Source organism: Streptomyces sp. NPDC031100 (assembly GCF_055570785.1).
On sequence record NZ_JBVIGN010000001.1, the window covers coordinates 806,268 to 823,605 of the forward strand.

Genomic DNA, 17,338 nt, shown 5'->3' on the forward strand with positions numbered 1-17,338 from the left:
CAACTCCCCCGTACGTCCTGATCGGGTCTTCCTCTGACACGCACCAGCCTGCTGCCGCAGACCGTTGCCCGTCCAAGACCCTTGGTGATAACCAATGGTTATGACGATCGACGTCAACGCCCGCGATCTGCGTTACTTCGTCGCGGTGGCCGAAGAACTGCACTTCACGCGCGCCGCCGAGCGAATGTATGTGTCGCAGCCCGCGCTCAGCAAGCAAATCCGGGCACTGGAGCGCCAGTTGGGGGCCGAGCTGTTCCGGCGCGACCGGCACGGGGTGGAGCTGACGGCCGCGGGCGAGGCGCTGCTGCCGCACGCCCGGAGGGTGCTGGCCGCGTGGGAGGCGGGCGCGGCCGCGGTGGAGGCGGCCAAGGCGGCGCAGCGCAGCACGCTCGTGGTGGGCATGAGCACCAGTCCGGGCCGGGGCGGGCTGCTTCCGGCCATCCGCTCCCGCTTCACCGCCGCGCACCCCGGGACGGTCGTACGACTGCGCCAGGTGAGCTGGGAGGACCCCACGGCAGGCCTGGCGGACGGCAGCGCGGACGTCGCCTTCGTGTGGCTGCCGCTGCCCGACGAGGAGCGCTTCGCCTGGACGGTGATCGCAGAGGAACCCCTGCTGGTCGCCCTCCCGGACACGCATCCGCTCACCGCCCACGCCGAGATCGACTTCGCCGAGCTGCTCGACGAGCCGTTCCTCGCCCTGCCGAAGAGCGCGGGCCCGCTGCGCGACTACTGGCTCGCCCTGGACGCCCGGGCGGGCCGCCCGCCACGCATCGGCGCCGAGATCGCCGGGGCGGAGGAGACGTACGAGGCCCTGGTCGCCGGCCTCGGCATCTGCCTGGTCGCCACCGGCAACGCCCCGCTGATCACCCTGGGCGGCGTCTCCACGCGCCCCGTCCGCGGCATCGGCCCCAGCCGCTACGCCCTGGCCTGGCGCCGCGAGGACGGGGAACGCCCGCTGGTACGGGCGTACGCGGAGGCCTGCCGGGCCACGGTCGGGGGTGCGGCCCCGAGGGACTAGTCCTGTGCGGCCGCCGCCAGGATCGCCTGTGTGACGCGGGGCAGCGAGGCCGGGTGCAGGAACAGGAACAGGCTGGGCTCCACCAGTTCCAGCTCCATCACCCGCGGCTGACCGTCCTCGCCGTCGACGAGGTCCACGCGCGCGTACAGCAGCCCGGAGACACCGCCGGGCACGGCCGTCAACGCCTTCTCGGCCACGGCGAGTTCGGCGTCCGTGGGCCGCCAGGGCTCCAGGTCGGGGTGGGCGACCTTGTCGGCGTCGTACGGGGTGCCGGACGCGAGGACGGCGCCCTTGCGGCTGGCGTGCAGCAGGCTGCCGCCGAAGAACTGCAGCGACCGCTCCCCGCTGACGTCGATGCCCCGCACGTACGGCTGCACCATCGCGGTGAAGCCCTCCGCGTGCATCCGCGCCAGCTGCCGTACGGCCGTCTCGTGCTCGGCGGGTGCGTAGCGGGCGGCGAACCGGGCTCCCGCGCCGGAGGTCGGCTTGATCACGTACTCGTGGTCGGCGGGCAGGTCGGCGGGCTCGCCGGGGGCGATGTACCGGGTGGGGACGGCGGGCACGCCGGCCGCGGCCAGCTCACCGAGGTAGCGCTTGTCGGTGTTCCAGCGCACCACGGCCGGCGGATTGGCGAGGCGCGTCACGGCGCCGACCCGCTCCACCCACGCCCCGAACTCCTCGGCACGCCAGCTGTAGTCCCAGGTCGACCGGATGACGACCAGGTCGTAGGCGCCCCAGTCGGCGTCCGGGTCGTCCCAGACCCGGCTGTCGGCCTCGGCCCCCGCCTCCCGCAGGGCCCGCACCATCACCGCCAGGTCGCAGTCCTTGCTCGGCTCGGCTCCGGGGTCGTAGGTGGCGAGGGCTATACGGGGCACGGCGGGCTCCCTGTCGTACGGCGGTTCGATCGACTGTGACGCTAACAAGCGCCGCAGGAACCACGACAGCGCAGGTGACCAAGCACGGTCGTGGGGACGGCACTCCTGGTGTAGGAAGGGTGCCGAGAGCCTTTCCGACAGCCAAGGAGTGCGCCGCGTGTCCTCCCTCTTTCCCGCCCTGGCGGACGATCCCGGCGAGCGCAGCGAGATGGGGGTCCCCCCGGACGAAGTCTGGGCGAGGGTCGCCCTGCGGTTCGGCGAACGGTCGTTGACGTACGGCGCGCTCGCGGGCGCGGCGGGTGCGCTCGCCGCGCGGATCCGCGACGCCCGGCGGGTGGCCGTATGGGCGACCCCGGAGCTGGAGACGGCCGTCGCGGTGACGGGCGCGCTGCTCGCCGGGGTGGCCGCGGTGCCGCTGAACCCGAAGTCGGGCGAGAAGGAGCTGGCGCACATCGTCGGCGACAGTGCGCCGGATCTGATCCTCGCCCCGCCCGGCGCGGAACTCCCGCCCGTCCTGGGCGACTTGGCCCGGCTCGACGTGGACGCGTCCGCCACCGGCGCCGTCCCGGAGGAGCAGGCCTCGGACGCCGACCCCGCGCTGGTCGTCTACACCTCCGGCACCACCGGCCCGCCCAAGGGCGCGGTCCTCCCGCGCCGGGCCCTCGCCACGACCCTGGACGCGCTCGCCGACGCCTGGCAGTGGACCGGGGACGACGTTCTGGTGCACGGGCTGCCTCTCTTCCACGTGCACGGGCTGGTGCTGGGCATCCTCGGCCCGCTGCGGCGCGGCGGCTCGGTGCGGCACCTGGGGCGGTTCACCGCCGAGGGCGTGGCCCGGGAGCTGAACAACGGCGCGACCATGCTGTTCGGGGTGCCCACGATGTACCACCGCATCGCCGAGGCCCTGCCCGGTGACCCGCAGCTGGTCAAGGGGCTGGCCGGGGCCCGGCTGCTGGTCTCCGGCTCGGCCGCGCTGCCCGTGCACGACCACGAGCGGATCGCGGCCGCGACCGGGCGGCGGGTGATCGAGCGGTACGGCATGACCGAGACGCTCATGCTGTGCTCGTCCCGGTGGACACCCCCGGACCCCCGGCCCAGCATGCGGGCCGACGGGGAGGCGCGCACGGGCACGGTCGGTGTGCCGCTGCCGGGGGTCGAGCTGCGGCTGGTGGAGGAGGACGGCACGGAGGTGGCCTCGTACGACGGGGAGACCGTCGGCGAGATCCAGGTGCGCGGTCCGAACCTGTTCACCGAGTATCTGAACCGGCCTGACGCGACGGCCGCGGCCTTCACCGCCGACGGCTGGTTCCGCACCGGGGACATGGCGGTGCGGGAGAGCGACGGGTGTGTCCGGATCGTCGGGCGGAAGGCCACCGATCTGATCAAGAGCGGCGGTTACAAGATCGGGGCGGGCGAGATCGAGAACGCGCTGCTGGAGCATCCGGGGGTGCGGGAGGCGGCGGTCACCGGGGAGCCGGACGCGGACCTGGGCGAGCGGATCGTGGCCTGGATCGTCCCGGCCGACCGTCAATCACCGCCCGCCGCCGAGGAGTTGGCCGACCATGTCGCCGGGCGGCTGGCCCCGCACAAGCGGCCGCGCGTGGTCCGCTACCTGGACGCGCTCCCCCGCAACGACATGGGCAAGATCATGAAGCGGGCGCTGGTGGCCAATGCCTGAGCGACTGTCGGCACGGGAGTTCCTGGCCCTGGTCACGGATGAGGGGACCTTCCGTGAACTCCCCTGCGACATAAGACGCCCGACGGTCGACGGCCCGCTGGGCTGGCAGGGCTACGACGCCTCGCGCGCCCGTGCCGCCGAGCGCACGGGCGAGGAGGAGTCCGTCGTCTGCGGCACCGCGAGCGTCGGCGGCACCCGGGCCGTGCTGATCGCGTTCGAGTTCGGCTTCCTCGGCGGCTCCCTGGGCGAGCGCACCGGCGACCGCCTGGAGTCGGCGTACCACCACGCCCGCGCCCACCGGCTCCCGGTCGTGCCGTTGGTCGCCACCGGCGGCAGCCGGATGCAGGAGGGCATGCTCGCGCTGACCCAACTCCAGCGGGTGGCCCGGGAGTCGGCGCTCACCCGGGAGGCGGGCCTGCCGCAGATCGCCGTCCTGCGGGACCCGACGACCGGCGGCGGCTGGGCCACCCTCGGCGCCGGAGCAGACGTGATCCTGGCGCTGCCGGGCGCCCAGGTGGGTTTCGCGGGTTCCCGGGTCCGGCCGCCGGACGCGGATCCGTCCGCGTACACGGCCGAGGCACAGGTGGCGGCGGGCTCGGCGGACGCGGTGGTGCGGCCCGAGGAGCTGCGGGAGACGCTGGGGCGGTGGCTGCGGCTGCTCACCACGCCCGCACAGGAGGCCCCCGCACCCCGTGCCCTGGGCGCCGCCGACCTCCCCGCCACCGGCTGGGCGGCCGTCCGCCGCGCCCGCTCCCCCGAACGCCCCCGCGCGCAGGCCTACCTGGACGCGTACTTCGGCCGGCGGGTCGCTCTCGCCGGCGACCGCTGCGGCGGTACGGACCCCGAGGGGATGCTGTGCGGGTTCGGCGAGCGGGACGGCCGTACCGTGGCGTACGCGGCGCAGACCGGGGCGGCGACCCGGCCCGCGGGGTACCGCACCGCGGCGCGGCTGATCCGGCTCGCCGACCGGCTCGACATTCCGGTGCTGACGCTGGTGGACACGCCGGGCGCGGCCAATGACGCCGAGGCGGAGCGGCAGGGGGCCGGGGCCGCGATCGCCGAGGTGTTCGGGGCGGTGGCCTCCGCTCGGGTGCCGATCACCACGCTGGTCATCGGCGAGGGCGGCTCCGGCGGGGCGCTCGCGCTGGCCGCGCCCGGCAACACCTGGGCCACGCCGGACAGTTACTTCTCGGTGATCGCCCCGGAGCTCGCGGCGGCGATCCTCAAGCGCCCGCCCGAGGAGGTGGAGGCGACCGCGGGACAGCTGCGCATCCGGCCGCAGGACCTGGTGGAGCTGGGGGTGGTCCGCGGCATCGTCGACATCACCGCCACCGCGGACCACCCTCGTCCCTGAGTCACTTCACGGCCACCGCACGGATGATCTCCTGGGTCACCGAGCCGCCCTTGTCGTCGTGGGCCGAGGCCCGCAGGGAGACATGGGCGGCGCCGCGGGGCACGGTCAGCGTGCCGTGCCAGGAGGCGCCCCGGCCGGCGAGGGGGACCGTCCGCCAGGTCGTGCCGTCGTCGTACGACACCTCCAGGCGGCCGCCGCCGAGGGTGCCGGTGCCGGCCGCCTTCGCGACGTACTCGGCGCCGATCCCGACCGGTATCCGCTGTCCGCCGCGGACCCGGCCCCCACGGCGAGCGTGGCGCCCGGCGCGACCCCCTTCTCCTTGCCGTCGGAGGCGGCACCGCTGCCGCCGACGGTGGAGGTGACGTGCGTGCCGTGCCCGTTGCGGTCGGCGACCTCCTGCCCGTCGATGAAGCTCTTGGCGGCGGTGACCCGGTCCTTCAGGTCGGGGTGGGTCAGGTCGGCACCGGTGTCGAGGACGGCGACCGTGACGCCCTTGCCGGTGAGCCCCGCGTCCCAGGCGGCCTGCGTGCCGATCTGGGCATTGCTTTCGGCCATGTCGGCCTCGACCCGCCCGTCGAGCCAGACCTTGCCGACGCTCCCACGGTGCGTGAAGGACCGCCAGAAGGTGCGCCCCCGGGCCGCCTCGACGGCGGCCCCGCCGACACTCGGCAGCGCCCGGGGGCGCTGCGCCCCGGCCGGGGTGGCGGCGCGTGCGCCCTTCCCATAGGTCACGATCAGCGGCAGCGCATCCGCCTTGGCGTCCGTGAGCCCCTGCCGGATCAGCCCGCTCACGTCGAACAGCCGCCGGTCCAGGGTGCCGGCCCGCAGATACGGCAGCGCCTCGTCCGGTACGACGGTGATGTCGCCGTCGCTCACCTGCGTGCGGACGACACCGGTGGCCCCTCGGGGCCGCTGCACGGCGACCGTCTTCCTCCCCTGCCCGAGGTCGGTGACGGTCACCCGGTCGCCGGTGACGAGGGTGACGGTGGTGGCGGCGTCCGGGGTCCGCACGGCCGCGGTGACGGCCTTGCGCGCGACCGCGGGAGCCGTCGGCAACAGGGCGATCACAAGCCCCGTCGCGAGCAGTGCCGCCCCGCGGCTGACTGGTCCTCTGGTCATCCACGCCTCTTCTCGTGTCGAGCGCGTCGAGTGCTGGGACGAGTGTCATGTGCCGTGTGGTGCGGGGATGTTGACCGTCGGTGGCGGGAAGGTGTCCTGGCGGTTTTCCGCCACCGACGGCGCACGGCGGAGGTCGAACCGGGGACACCCCCGCTCCCCGTCCGTAACAATGGATCGGTCACGTGGATCAAGAACCCGGGGGGAAGGCGCCGTGAACAAGCTGATGGAGTTCACCACGGAGGACGGCGCCGTCGTCGTGGTGGAAGCCACGGAAGCGGGCGGCACCCGGCTCGTCTCCCGCGGCGACGGCGGACCGGCGGACCGGACGGCCCGTACCTTCGAGGGCGCTCTGGACGGCGTGCGCGCGGCGGCCCATTCCGCGCTGCGTGTCTTCCGGGACGGCAGCCTTCGACCCGACGCCGTGGAGCTGGAGTTCGGGGTCAAGCTGACCGCGGAGGCCGGGGCGGTCATCGCCAAGGGAGCGGCCGAGGGGCAGCTGGTGGTCAGGCTGAGCTGGTCGTCGCAGGACACGAGACCGGCTGCCGTGGACGGTGCCGGTCCGGAGCCGACCCCCCGGTCATGAGCGGCGCCGCCTGGCACGCCCGGATCGAGTGCGGGGGCGCGGTCGCGGGGGCGGGCTTTCTGGTGACTCCCCGTACCGTGCTGACCTGTGCGCATGTGGTGCGGGACGGCGAGCCGGGGCTGCTGACCGTGTCGTTCCCGAACCGCCCGGACCTGGGCGTGCTGCCCGCGGTGGTGTCGGCGCACGGCGGCTGGGCGGGCGGCGTCACCGACCCGGGTGACCTCGCCGTCCTCGAGCTGGCCGGTGAAGTGCCGCTGAGCGCCGCGCGGTTCGCGCCGCCGGGCAGCGCATCCGACCTCGTCTCCCAGGTACTGGTCGCCTACGGGTTCCCGGAGGGGTACGACGAGGGGCAGCTGGCCGAGTACCGCGCCGTGTCCGCCACGCGGATCGCCGACGAGTGGGTGCAGCTGGAGGCCGTCACGGCGCACGGGCAGCCGCTGACGCACGGCTTCAGCGGGGCCGCGGCCACCCTCCCGGACGGCAGGGTGGTGGGCATGGTCGCGCAGGTGGCCGGCGAGCACGGCGTACGGGTCGCCCGGATGCTGCCCACCGAGGTGCTGGCCCGCCACTGGCCCGGACTCGGTGAGCTGGTCCCGGCCCACGGCGACGCCCCCGACGCGGCGAGACGGCTGTACGGGCTGGTGCGACGGGCGGCGGACGCCGGTCTCGACGGCGACCCGGACCGGCTGTACCTGGACGCCGTGGGCCCCTTCGGCCCGCCGCTGCCCCCGGAGGGCTTCGCCTCGCTGCGGTCGGCGGCCGGGTACGTGCACTGGGAGGTCGAGGACCCGGACGCGGTGACGAGGTTCGCCGACCGGCTGGAGGAGCTGCTGTCCGCGCCGCCCGCGTCCGCCGCCGTCTCCTGGTCCCCCATCCTGGTCGAGCTCGACCGCAGCGGCGCCGGCGCCGACCAGGTCACGGTCGAGGTGTCCGCGTACCGCGACGGGCTGCGCCGGGCCGTGGGCGCGGTCCGGCTGCCCCGCGCCCGGGTGCGGGCCTACGTCCAGGAGTGCGTGGACGAGGCGTTCACCCACCTCGCCCCCGGAGCCGACGAGTTGATCACCTTCGTCCTGCCGCGTGAGTGGCTGAACGAGCCGGTGGACCGCTGGGAGTGCGGCCCCGACGACTCCACGCCCCTGGGCTGCGCCCACCCGCTGGTCGTCGCGGACCGGTCCCGCCACCGCAGTGCCCGCCTGCGTCACCAACTGGGCAAGAAGTGGCAGAAGCAGAAGCCGGGGACCGGGTCCACGGCCCAGGCCCTGCACCGCGTCGACTGCGGCAGCCGGGAACGCCCGGCCGGCCTGCGCAAGCGGCTGAGGGACACGGAGGCCGAGCTGGCGGTCTACGCCACCCCGCCCGATGCGGCGCCGGACCACTTCGAGGCCGGTCTGAACACCCCGGTCCCGGTCCTCCTCTGGCCACGCACGGGCTGCCCCGGCACCGACCACGGCACGCCCTGCGCGGGTAAGGCCTTCGTCGACGGGCTCGTCCCGTACCTCCACGGCACCTCGCCCGCCGAACTTCCCCGTCTCATCCAGACGTTGCGGGAGGAGGTGGAGGCCGCCGACGACCCTGACCGGCACTGGGCCCGGGACGTCCAGCTCCTGTGGGACGACCCGCGCTGCTTCCCCGAACCCCCGGCCAGCCTGCACACCCCCGTCGCCTGAACAGCCCCCCACGGAGAACGAACCCATGCCCCTGTGGCCCGTGTACACCGGCACGAAGGAGCCGCACGACGGCATCACCGAGCTGCCCGCTCCCCCGCCCTGGCGGGCCTTCGACGGCGGCCCCGCGCTGGACACGCCCGCCGACGACTCCGACACCGCGGCCACGTCCCCCGACCGCGCCCACCGTGCCGCGACGTACCGGGCCACCGCGCAGACCGTCCAACTGGTCAACGCGGCCCTCTATCTGCGCCGCCCCCTCCTCGTCACCGGCCCGCCCGGCACCGGCAAGTCCTCCCTGGCCTACGCGGTGGCCCGCGAGCTGAGGCTCGGCCCGGTGCTGCGCTGGAACATCACCAGCCGCAGCACCCTGCACGACGGCCTCTACCAGTACGACCCCCTCTCCCGCCTGTACGCGGCCCGCCAGGCGGCGGCCGACCGGAATCCCGGCACCACCGCGCCCGCCTCCGGCATCGAGGACCATCTGCGCCTCGGCCCCCTCGGCACCGCCCTCCTCCCCTACGCCCGCCCGCGCGCCCTGCTCATCGACGAGATCGACAAGAGCGACCTGGACCTGCCCAACGACCTGCTGAACGTCCTCGAGGAGGGCCAGTACGAGATCCCCGAGCTGGTCCGGTCCTCCGGGTCCGGCGAGGAGGACCCGCAGGCCATGGTCATGGTCGACGGCACCCACGAACGCGTGCCCGTCGCACACGGCCGGGTCCGCTGCCGGGCCTTCCCCTTCGTCGTCCTCACCAGCAACGGCGAGCGCGAGTTCCCGCCCGCCTTCCTGCGCCGCTGTGTCACCCTGCGGCTGCGCCAGCCCGACGACTCCCACCTCGCCGACATCGTCCGCGCCCACTTCGGCGGCGAACCCGACGGCTACGCGCAGGACCTGATCGACCGGTTCCTGTCCCGCGTGGGCGGCGGTGACCTGGCCACCGACCAGCTGCTCAACGCCATCTACCTGGCCCGCTCCTCCGACCTGTCGGCGGATTCCCTGGACGAGCTGGCGGAACAGCTCATGCCGTACCTCGGCGAGGCCCAGCGCCCCGATGCCTTCTGACCTCCCCCACGCTCGGCTCCGCTCGCGCGGGGGGACCCCCACCGGCTCCCCGGACCCGCTCGCCCGCCTGGCCGACGTACTGGCCGAGGCGTCCGGCGGCATGCGCCCCACCCCGCTGGAGCTGGCGGAAGTCCTGTGGCTGGCCCGGCAGATGGAGCCGGGCGGCGAGGAGCAGCAGGCGCAGATCCCGGCTCCGGAGCCGGCCCCGCACGTACCGCAGGAGCAGCCCCGGCCCCCGCGGGAGGAACCGCCGGCCACCCCGCCGGCACCGGATCCCGCCCCGCCCGCGCCCCGGGAGTCCCCCCGCACCCCGCTCCACCTGCCCTCCCCGACGTCGTCCGCACCCGGCGCGCACGCCTCCCTGCTGGCACCGGCACCCCCGATGCTCCGCCACCCGCTGGGTCTGCAACGCGCACTGCGCCCCCTCAAACGCCGTACCGACGCCCCTGCCGGTCACCACCTGGACGAGCATGCGACGGCCGACCGGATCGCCCGCCTCGGCGTGGGCCCCGAGTTCTGGCTGCCGGTGCTGCGCCCCGCCCGGGAGCGCTGGCTGCGGCTGAACCTGGTGTACGACACCGGGCCGACGATGCCCGTCTGGCGCCCCTTGGTCCGCGAACTGCACACGGCGCTGGCCCAGGCGGGCGTCTTCCGCACGGTCGACCTGTACCGGGCCGCCCCCGACGGCACCGTGCGCGGTCCCGCCGGGCACGCCTCCGCCGACGGCCGCACCGTCACCCTCCTGATCAGCGACTGCATGGGCCCGCAGTGGCGGGAGGGCCCGGCCGGCACCCGTTGGTACGACACCCTGCTCCGCTGGGCGCGCCGGATGCCCCTGGCCGTCGTCCAGCCCCTCCCGGAGCACCTGTGGCGGGACACGGCCCTGCCGACCGTCCCCGGCCGTCTGTCGGCACCGCACCCGGCGGCCGCCACGGCGGCGCTCACGTTCACGCCGTACGAACAGCGGGAGCAGCAGTCCTACGACGGGCCGGTGCCGTACGACCCGACGGGCCACCCCGGGACCCGCGGCGCCGTCCCCCTGCCCGTGCTGGAGTCCGAGCCGCAGTGGCTGGCGCACTGGGCCGCGCTGCTCACGGCACCCGGCGGCACCGAATTCCCCGCAGCAGTCGCCGAGTTGGGCCGCCCCCTGCCCGCCCGCTCCGACGAGCGTACGGATGTCGGCCTGCTGTCCGCCGAGGAACTGGTCCTGCGGTTCCGCGCGACCGCCTCCCCCGAGGCGTTCCGGCTGGCCGGGCATCTCGCGGTGGGCCGCCCCGACCTGCCCGTCATGCGCCTGGTCCAGGCCGCCCTCGAACCGGATCCGCGCCCCCAGCACCTCGCGGAGATCATCCTCAGCGGCATGCTCGCCACCGTCCCCGGCGGCCCGCCCGGCTCCTACGCCTTCCGGGACGGCGTACGGGACCTTCTCCTGCTCAGCCTGCCGCGCACCGCCCGCCATCGCACCACCGAACTCCTGGACCGCGTCGGCGAACTGATCGACAGGCGAGCGGGACGGGCGCCGGGCGAGTTCCGGGCCTCGACGGCGGCACCGTCCGGCACCGGCACCCCCGTGGACGGCGAGGCGTTCGCGACGGTCAGCCAGGACAGCCTGCGGCGGCTGTCCGATTCCGCCGGGCAGGCCGGGGGGCTGCTTGCGGGGCGGTACCGGCTGGTCAGGCCGACAGGATCGCAGGGCACGGACTGGGTTGCTCAGGACACACCGCGGGGGGACGAGACGGTGCTGGTGCGGCTGTACCGGCGTCCGCCGCAGTCGCTCCGCATCAACTTCGCGGACATCGCCCAGCGGCTCAGCCAGGTAGACCATCCGGGCATCGCGGCCATCAGGGATTACGGCACGGAGGGCGATGTGCCGTATCTGGTCCGGGAGTTCGTCGACGGCCGGAGTCTGCACCAGCGGCTCGAGAGCGCACCGCACGGCCTGCCCGCAGTCGAACTCGTCGCCCTCGTCCCCTCTCTCGTCGAGGCCATGAACGCCCTGCACGCGCAGGGGCGGCCGCACGGCCGGCTGGACGCGACACACGTCGTCCTCGCACCGCGCGGACCGGTGCTGACCTGCCTGGACGTCAGGTCCTTCGGCACCGGAAGCCGCGGGGACGATCTACGGGCGCTGGGGCACATCGTGCGCGCCATGCACCGAGGCCCGTCCGACGACCGGCAACTCCCGCTACCTCTGGAGAACTTGTCCCTTCCGCGACAGCTCGAAGAGGAACTGGACACGGCCGTCACGGAACTCCTCTCCGACAGCCTGGAGACCCAGCTGCGCGGCGCCGACCGGCTCCTCCGTCTGCCCCCGCACCGGGAGCGCAGCCTCGGCTTCTCCCTCCTCGGCCCGCTCCGCGTCACCCGGGACGGCGTGCCCCTCGCCCTCGACCACCCCGAAGAACAGGCGCTGCTGTGCGTGCTGTTGCTCCACCACGGCGAGCCCGCCACGCACGACGAGCTGGCCACCGGGCTCTGGGGGCCGCCCGACCGCCACGGCTCACGTGACCTCCTGGACACGTACCTCAGCCGGCTGCGTCACCTGCTCGGGCCGGACGCGGTGACCACCGAGGGCGGATACGCCCTGCGGCTGGACCGGGTGTCCGGCCCCGACGACTACGACGTCTTCCGCGTCCGCCGCCTGGCCGCCGAGGCCGAGCGGTCCCGCACCGCCGGAGACCTGGCACGCAGCAGCCGACTGGCGCAGGAGGCGCTGGAGCTGTGGCGGGGAGAGCCGCTCGACGGCGTTCCGGGACCGGTCGCCCAGCACACCCGGGACGACCTCAACGCCCTCCGCACCACCCTCGCGGTCCTGGTCGAAGAGCCCGTCGAGAACCGCCCCGAGATCCACTTCAGGACCGGCGACCTCGCCGGCCGCCCCGAAGCCCGTATCACCCTCGAAGCCGCGGTGCACGAGATCCTCGAGCGCGGCTCCCTCACCCCCCGCCAGTACGTGGTGCTCGTCCGCCCGGACGGCTACCTGGTGCGTATCGAGCCCGGCGTCTTTCTGCTCCCCGTCCTGGTCGCCGTCCTGCGCGAACTCCCGCAGGCGCTCGCCCAGCTGACCGATCCTCCGCGTCTCCGGGTGACGTTCGGGCTGCAGTTCGCCGTCCGGCCGCCGAAGGCCCGGGACATGATGGTCGTCGTACCGCCCGAGTTGTACGACGACTTCGCCGCCAGTTCCGCCGCTCGGGGTTCGGTGCGCTTCATGCCGCTGTTTCCCGACGACGCCCCGGACAGCCCGCCGAGCGCCTGGTACTGCTTCCTTGAGCCGGCGTCCGCCGAACCGGCCGAACGCGACCTGGTGCAGGGCCCCTTCATCGCGCACGACCTGCGCGAGCTCGGCATGCCCACCCCGGGCCGCACGGCCATCGTCCACACACGGCCCGACGGCCCGCTCACGCTGCTCAACCCGGTCCAGCCGTACGGCACGCGTCCGCCCCGGCCGGAGACGTACTACTCGGTCGACCTCACCCCGCACCAGGCCCTGCACACGGTGTCCCTGCCCAGCTCCGGCAAGGGTGCGTTCACCGCCGCGGTGGAGCTGTCCTGGCACGTCGACGATCCGGTGGCCTTCGTCCGCGGTGAGGCCACCGGCATCCCGGGGCTGCTGCTGGAGCATCTGCGCGACGCGGCGGTCCGCATCACCCGCCGTCATCCGCTGCGCCGTGCGGGCGCTGCCCAGCGGGCGGTGAACGAAGGCGTCCGTACCTGGCCGGTGCCGGGGCTGTCCGTGTCGTATGCCGTGCGACTGGCCACGGAAGGGGCGCCTGCGCCGGTGCCGGAGCAGTCGACTCCGTCGCGGCGTCGGCTGTCCGCCGTGCTCGCCGACGCCGAGACCGTGCTGATCGGCTTCGACGGTCCCCTCGCGCGCATGTTCTCGGCGCAGACGGCACGCGAGGCCGCTCTCGACCTGCTGTCCCTCGTCGCCGAGCACCGCGATCCGGCGGACGCGCTCAGGGGCCGGCCGGTGGCCCTCGCGAGCGCCGCAGGCCAGGAGGCATTCGTGCATCCGCTGGACCTGCTGAGGGCCTTCGCCCACGACCCGCTCGGCCCCCTGCTGCGGGCACGTCTCGACCAGCTCGAACTGGGTGCCGTTCCCGACGTGCCCACGACGCACCGCTCCGTCGCGCTCGTCCGCGCCCTGCATGATTCCGGCCGTCGCGTCAGCGTGGTGACGGACGTGTGCGAGCAGGCGGTGCGCCGCTACCTGGAGCCCTACCGCCTGCCCCTCGCGGGCATCCACGGCCGCCGCGACGACCTCGGCCTGCTGATGCCCCACCCCGACTGCCTGCGGCGCGCCCTCGGCACACCGCCCGCCGCGGGTGTCCTGATCAGCTCCTCGATCGCCGAACTGACCGCCGCCCAGCAGCTCGGCCTCCCCTTCGTCGGGTACGCCCCCACGGCCACCGGGCGCCGACGCCTGCGCGAGGGGGGCAGCACCGTCACCGTCGCGTCCCTCGAACCTCTGCTGGATGCCGCCCGTTCCCTCTGAAACCCCCCATTCAGCCGCGCCCCGCCCGGCCCCCTCCCGCAGGCGCGCCGCCACGATTCCCCAGAGGATGCAAAGGAAGCCACCGTCCGGCCCCAAGACCTGGGCACTCGGGAGGATCTGCCGTGACCGTCAGCCTGGAGCAGTTGCGCCGCTGCCACTTCGCCGTCGACCTGGGTGCCGCCCGCACCCGGGTGTATGTGAAGGGTGTGGGTCTCGTCGTGGACCAGCCCTCGGTCGCGGCCGTGAACACCCGCAGCGGGGCGCTGATAGCGGTGGGTGAGCTCGCGGAGAGGATGACCGGGAAGACGCCGAGTTACATCAGGGTCGTGCGGCCCGTCTCCGGTGGCACGATCGTCGACATCGAGATGGCCCAGCGCATGCTGCGGCACCTGCTCGGCGACAAGATGCGCCGTTCGCTGCGCCGCAGGCCCCGGCTGCGGGCGGCGGCCTGCACCCCGACCGGCGCGGACCCGCTGGCCCAGCGGGCGACGGTCGAGACGCTGGTCGGGCTGGGCGCGCGGCGGGTGGAGCTGGTGGACACGCTCATCGCCGCCGCAGTGGGGTGCGGGCTGCCCGTGGAGCGGCCCGAGGCGACCATGATCATCATGTGCGGGGCGGCGGCCACCCAGGTCGCCGTGCTCTCGATCGGGGCCGTCGTGACCGCCGAGCGGGTCCCGGTGGGCGGGGAGGCCGTGGACCGCGCGATCGTGCAGCATCTGCGGCACGCGCACGAGCTGATGCTGCCCAGCCAGGCGGTACGGCCGCTGCAGCTCGCCCTGTCCGGGAACGGGCTCACCCCGCACGGTCCGGCCTCGGCCGAGATCCACGGGCGGGACGTGGCGACCGGGCTCGCCCGCAGCGTGCGCGTCGACACCGCGGCCGTGCGCAACGCCATCCAGACCCCGCTGACGGCCGTCCTGGACGGGATCGGCAAGGTGCTGCGCGAGTGCCCGCCCGATCTCGTGGCCGACCTCGCCGATCGCGGGATCATGATGGTCGGCGGCTCCGCCCTGCTGCCCGGTCTCGACCAGATGCTGCGCCAGGCGACCGGTGTTCCGGTGCACATCGCAGAGCGGCCCGACGTGTGCGCCGTAGAGGGGCTCGGGGCGATGCTGGAGGGCCGGGTCGACCCGCTGGTCCTCAATCCGCTCGCCGCCTGAGGCAGCCCGGCAGCACGTGCCCGACGCCCCCAGGCTCCGCTGTGATCAGTACGGCAGGATGCGCCCCGAGGGTGTGCGGCGGTCGATCTCCTGGCCGCGTGGGGCAGCGGGCCGACGAATGACACGTACCCGGATCCGACGGTCCATGACGCCCTCCTCCTGCTCACACCGCCCGGTGGCGGCTCCCGGTAGGAGGTCCGTGCCCAGGAAGAGGCATGTCCAAGCCAAGTACGGGCAACTCTTCGTTCATGAACAGCTGTTGGCGTAACCGCTTGACGGACGCGGGTCGACGGGGGCGGGGCGACGCCTCCCCCTGCACAGTGAACGCACCGCTCCCTTTCTTCCTCTTGTACGGCGACTTCCCCAACTGAGAGGAAAGCGTCGTGCGTTCACGTGTGCCCATACTCAGACATCCGGCCGGGCCCGTGGTCCTCGCCCTCGCCGCGGCGGGATCCGTCCTCGCGGGACCGGCTGTCCCCGCCTCCGCCGCCGAGCCGTCCGCCCGCGCCGATCTGCGCGCGGATGTGAACCGGGACGGGCGGATCGACGTCACGGGCGACAGCGACACGGCGGGTGAGGACACCTGGTCCGGCGGGCGCGGAGCCGTCTACCTGCCCAACCTGGACGACGACACCAAGCGCTGCCCGGTCACCGGCCCCGGCGGCAGGCCGCTGTCCGACGCCAGGCTCGCCGCCTGCAACGACGCCTCCGACCAGAAGGTCAACGGCACCGCGGACGCCGCCGACCTCGCCCGGGTCCGGTCCGTACCCCTGCCGGGCCTTCCGGAGGCCGCCCGGGGCAGCCTGAAGGTCACCTCGGGCGCCGCGCACACCCATGTCTTCCTCAAGCGGTCGGGCACATGGGTCCTCGTCACCCCGCGGACCCGGCTGACCGCCGCCGAGCTGCGCTCCGGCGCGGAGCTGGGCGTCGAGGCCACCGACGTGATCAGGGACAGCGCGAGGTGGGACGGCCGGGCGGTGCTCCGCCTGTCGGTGACGGCCGCCGGCCGGACCATCTCCGACTCGGTCACCCTGCGCGTCGCCCCGCTCCTGACCCAACATCACCTCCAGGACACCCGGCAGGTGATGGTCACCAAGGTCCGGGGCGAGGGCGATTACGGGCGTCAGCAGCGGAAGTTCGTCAAGGACCTGGGGAAGGAGGTCGAGAAGGCGGGCATCACCAAGCCGCTGGTCACCTTCGACAAGTACGGAGACCCCTGGGCGCAGGACTTCGTGGAGCCCGCCTACGTCAGCATGACCGGTCCGGACGGACGACGGCAGGTCATGCGGGTGATGCTGCGCTCCGCCCAGTCGGACCGGGAGGCGGGGCGCGAGCTGTTCGAGAAGGTGCGCGGCCGTGACGTCGGCGTCGTCCAGGTCACCGACCGGGCCCGGCCGGACGACTGGTCGCTCAACTCCATGGGGAACCTGGAGACCGTCCCGCCCTACGCACACGGCGGCCGCTCGTTCCCGGCCGGGCGCATCGTCATGGGCGAGCGCAAGAACAGCGGGGCACGCCCGTCCAAGGTGATGCGCACGCTGCTGAGGTCGCAGGGCCTCCAGGACCCGCTGCTGCTGGACACCTCCTGGCTGGCCGTCGGGCACGTGGACGAGTTCCTGCAGTTCCTGCCCGCGGACACCCCGCGCGGCTGGCGGATCGGCGTCGCCGACCCGGACGCCGGCCTGCGGCTGCTGCGCGACGCCCAACGCGGCGGCCACGGAAGGACGAAGCTGTTCTCCGTACCGGCCCAGAAGGGCGAACCCACACCGACTCAGACCATCGACCAGGCGCTGGCCTCCCGGCACCTGGTGTCCGACAACCGGATGGCGGCGCAGCGCATCGCGGCCGACCTGGAGATTCTCAGACGGGAGACAGGGGTCACGAACGACGAGATCGTACGCGTGCCCGCCCTGTTCGCGCGTGCGGCGGACGCCTCGACCACCGGCGGACCGACCACCCACGTACCACGCGTGACACGGCTGAACGCCTCCCGCGCGGCAGCCCCCGGAACCGTCCTGACCAGCGCCTACATACCCGGAGCTGTCAACGGAGTCCTCCTCGCCCGTGACCGCTACCTCGCCCCGCGCCAGTGGGGACCGGTCATCGACGGCAAGGACATCTTCACGGAGGCGGTCGGCGCCGCGTACCGACAGGCCGGGCTGAAGGTGTCGTACATCGACGACTACTACACGTACCACCTGGGCGCGGGCGAGGTGCACTGCGGCACGAACACGCTGCGGGACGCTTCGGCTGCGTGGTGGCGGCTTCCGGTGCGCTAGCCGGTGACGCGTGCTCCGCCGGGGCTCACCGCGCCCCGGCGGAGTCC

The 17,338-nt window shown here is 74.1% G+C and carries 10 protein-coding genes and 1 pseudogene; 9 read left to right on the forward strand and 2 right to left on the reverse strand.

Annotated features, from left to right (window positions below):
- The first annotated feature begins 94 nt into the window (after positions 1-94).
- The gene (locus ACZ5DS_RS03770; protein ID WP_468233582.1) at positions 95-1,018 is read left to right on the forward strand and encodes a LysR family transcriptional regulator; all 924 of its coding nucleotides are present in this window, start codon (positions 95-97) and stop codon (positions 1,016-1,018) included.
- Here ACZ5DS_RS03770 and ACZ5DS_RS03775 read toward each other — a convergent pair.
- Positions 1,015-1,893, reverse strand: a complete 879-nt coding sequence (locus tag ACZ5DS_RS03775; RefSeq protein ID WP_468233584.1) for an ATP-grasp domain-containing protein — start codon at positions 1,891-1,893, stop codon at positions 1,015-1,017. The two genes, ACZ5DS_RS03770 and ACZ5DS_RS03775, sit on opposite strands and share 4 nt — an antisense overlap.
- A gap of 157 nt (positions 1,894-2,050) precedes the next feature.
- Between ACZ5DS_RS03775 and ACZ5DS_RS03780 the strand changes: the two genes are divergently transcribed.
- Complete coding sequence (locus ACZ5DS_RS03780) at positions 2,051-3,571, forward strand: acyl-CoA synthetase (protein WP_468233586.1); 1,521 nt, start codon at positions 2,051-2,053, stop codon at positions 3,569-3,571.
- Positions 3,564-4,925, forward strand: coding sequence for a carboxyl transferase domain-containing protein (locus tag ACZ5DS_RS03785; protein ID WP_468233588.1), 1,362 nt, complete (start codon positions 3,564-3,566; stop codon positions 4,923-4,925). Before ACZ5DS_RS03780 ends, ACZ5DS_RS03785 begins: the two co-directional genes overlap by 8 nt.
- Positions 4,926-5,168: 243 nt before the next feature.
- On the opposite strand, the pseudogene ACZ5DS_RS03790 reads toward ACZ5DS_RS03785, so the two are convergent.
- Positions 5,169-6,044: pseudogene (locus tag ACZ5DS_RS03790) on the reverse strand (S8 family serine peptidase); the annotation flags it as partial.
- Positions 6,045-6,255: 211 nt separating this feature from the next.
- On the opposite strand from ACZ5DS_RS03790, the gene ACZ5DS_RS03795 reads away from it, so the two are divergent.
- The 6 genes from ACZ5DS_RS03795 (at position 6,256) to ACZ5DS_RS03820 (ending at position 17,291) form a co-directional block, all read left to right on the forward strand.
- Complete coding sequence (locus ACZ5DS_RS03795; RefSeq protein WP_468233590.1) at positions 6,256-6,627, forward strand: CU044_2847 family protein; 372 nt, start codon at positions 6,256-6,258, stop codon at positions 6,625-6,627.
- On the forward strand, positions 6,624-8,294 hold the full coding sequence (locus tag ACZ5DS_RS03800; RefSeq protein ID WP_468233592.1) for a VMAP-C domain-containing protein: 1,671 nt from the start codon (positions 6,624-6,626) through the stop codon (positions 8,292-8,294). Before ACZ5DS_RS03795 ends, ACZ5DS_RS03800 begins: the two co-directional genes overlap by 4 nt.
- 25 nt (positions 8,295-8,319) lie before the next feature.
- Positions 8,320-9,357 (forward strand): AAA family ATPase, encoded by a 1,038-nt coding sequence (locus ACZ5DS_RS03805; protein ID WP_468233594.1) that lies wholly within the window; start codon positions 8,320-8,322, stop codon positions 9,355-9,357.
- Positions 9,347-13,852 (forward strand): SAV_2336 N-terminal domain-related protein, encoded by a 4,506-nt coding sequence (locus tag ACZ5DS_RS03810; RefSeq protein WP_468233595.1) that lies wholly within the window; start codon positions 9,347-9,349, stop codon positions 13,850-13,852. Before ACZ5DS_RS03805 ends, ACZ5DS_RS03810 begins: the two co-directional genes overlap by 11 nt.
- Before the next feature lie 122 nt (positions 13,853-13,974).
- Entirely contained in the window at positions 13,975-15,012 is a 1,038-nt protein-coding gene (locus tag ACZ5DS_RS03815; RefSeq protein WP_468233597.1) for a rod shape-determining protein, read from the forward strand.
- A 383-nt stretch (positions 15,013-15,395) separates the two neighbouring features.
- On the forward strand, positions 15,396-17,291 hold the full coding sequence (locus ACZ5DS_RS03820) for a protein-arginine deiminase domain-containing protein (RefSeq protein ID WP_468233599.1): 1,896 nt from the start codon (positions 15,396-15,398) through the stop codon (positions 17,289-17,291).
- Positions 17,292-17,338: the final 47 nt, after the last annotated feature.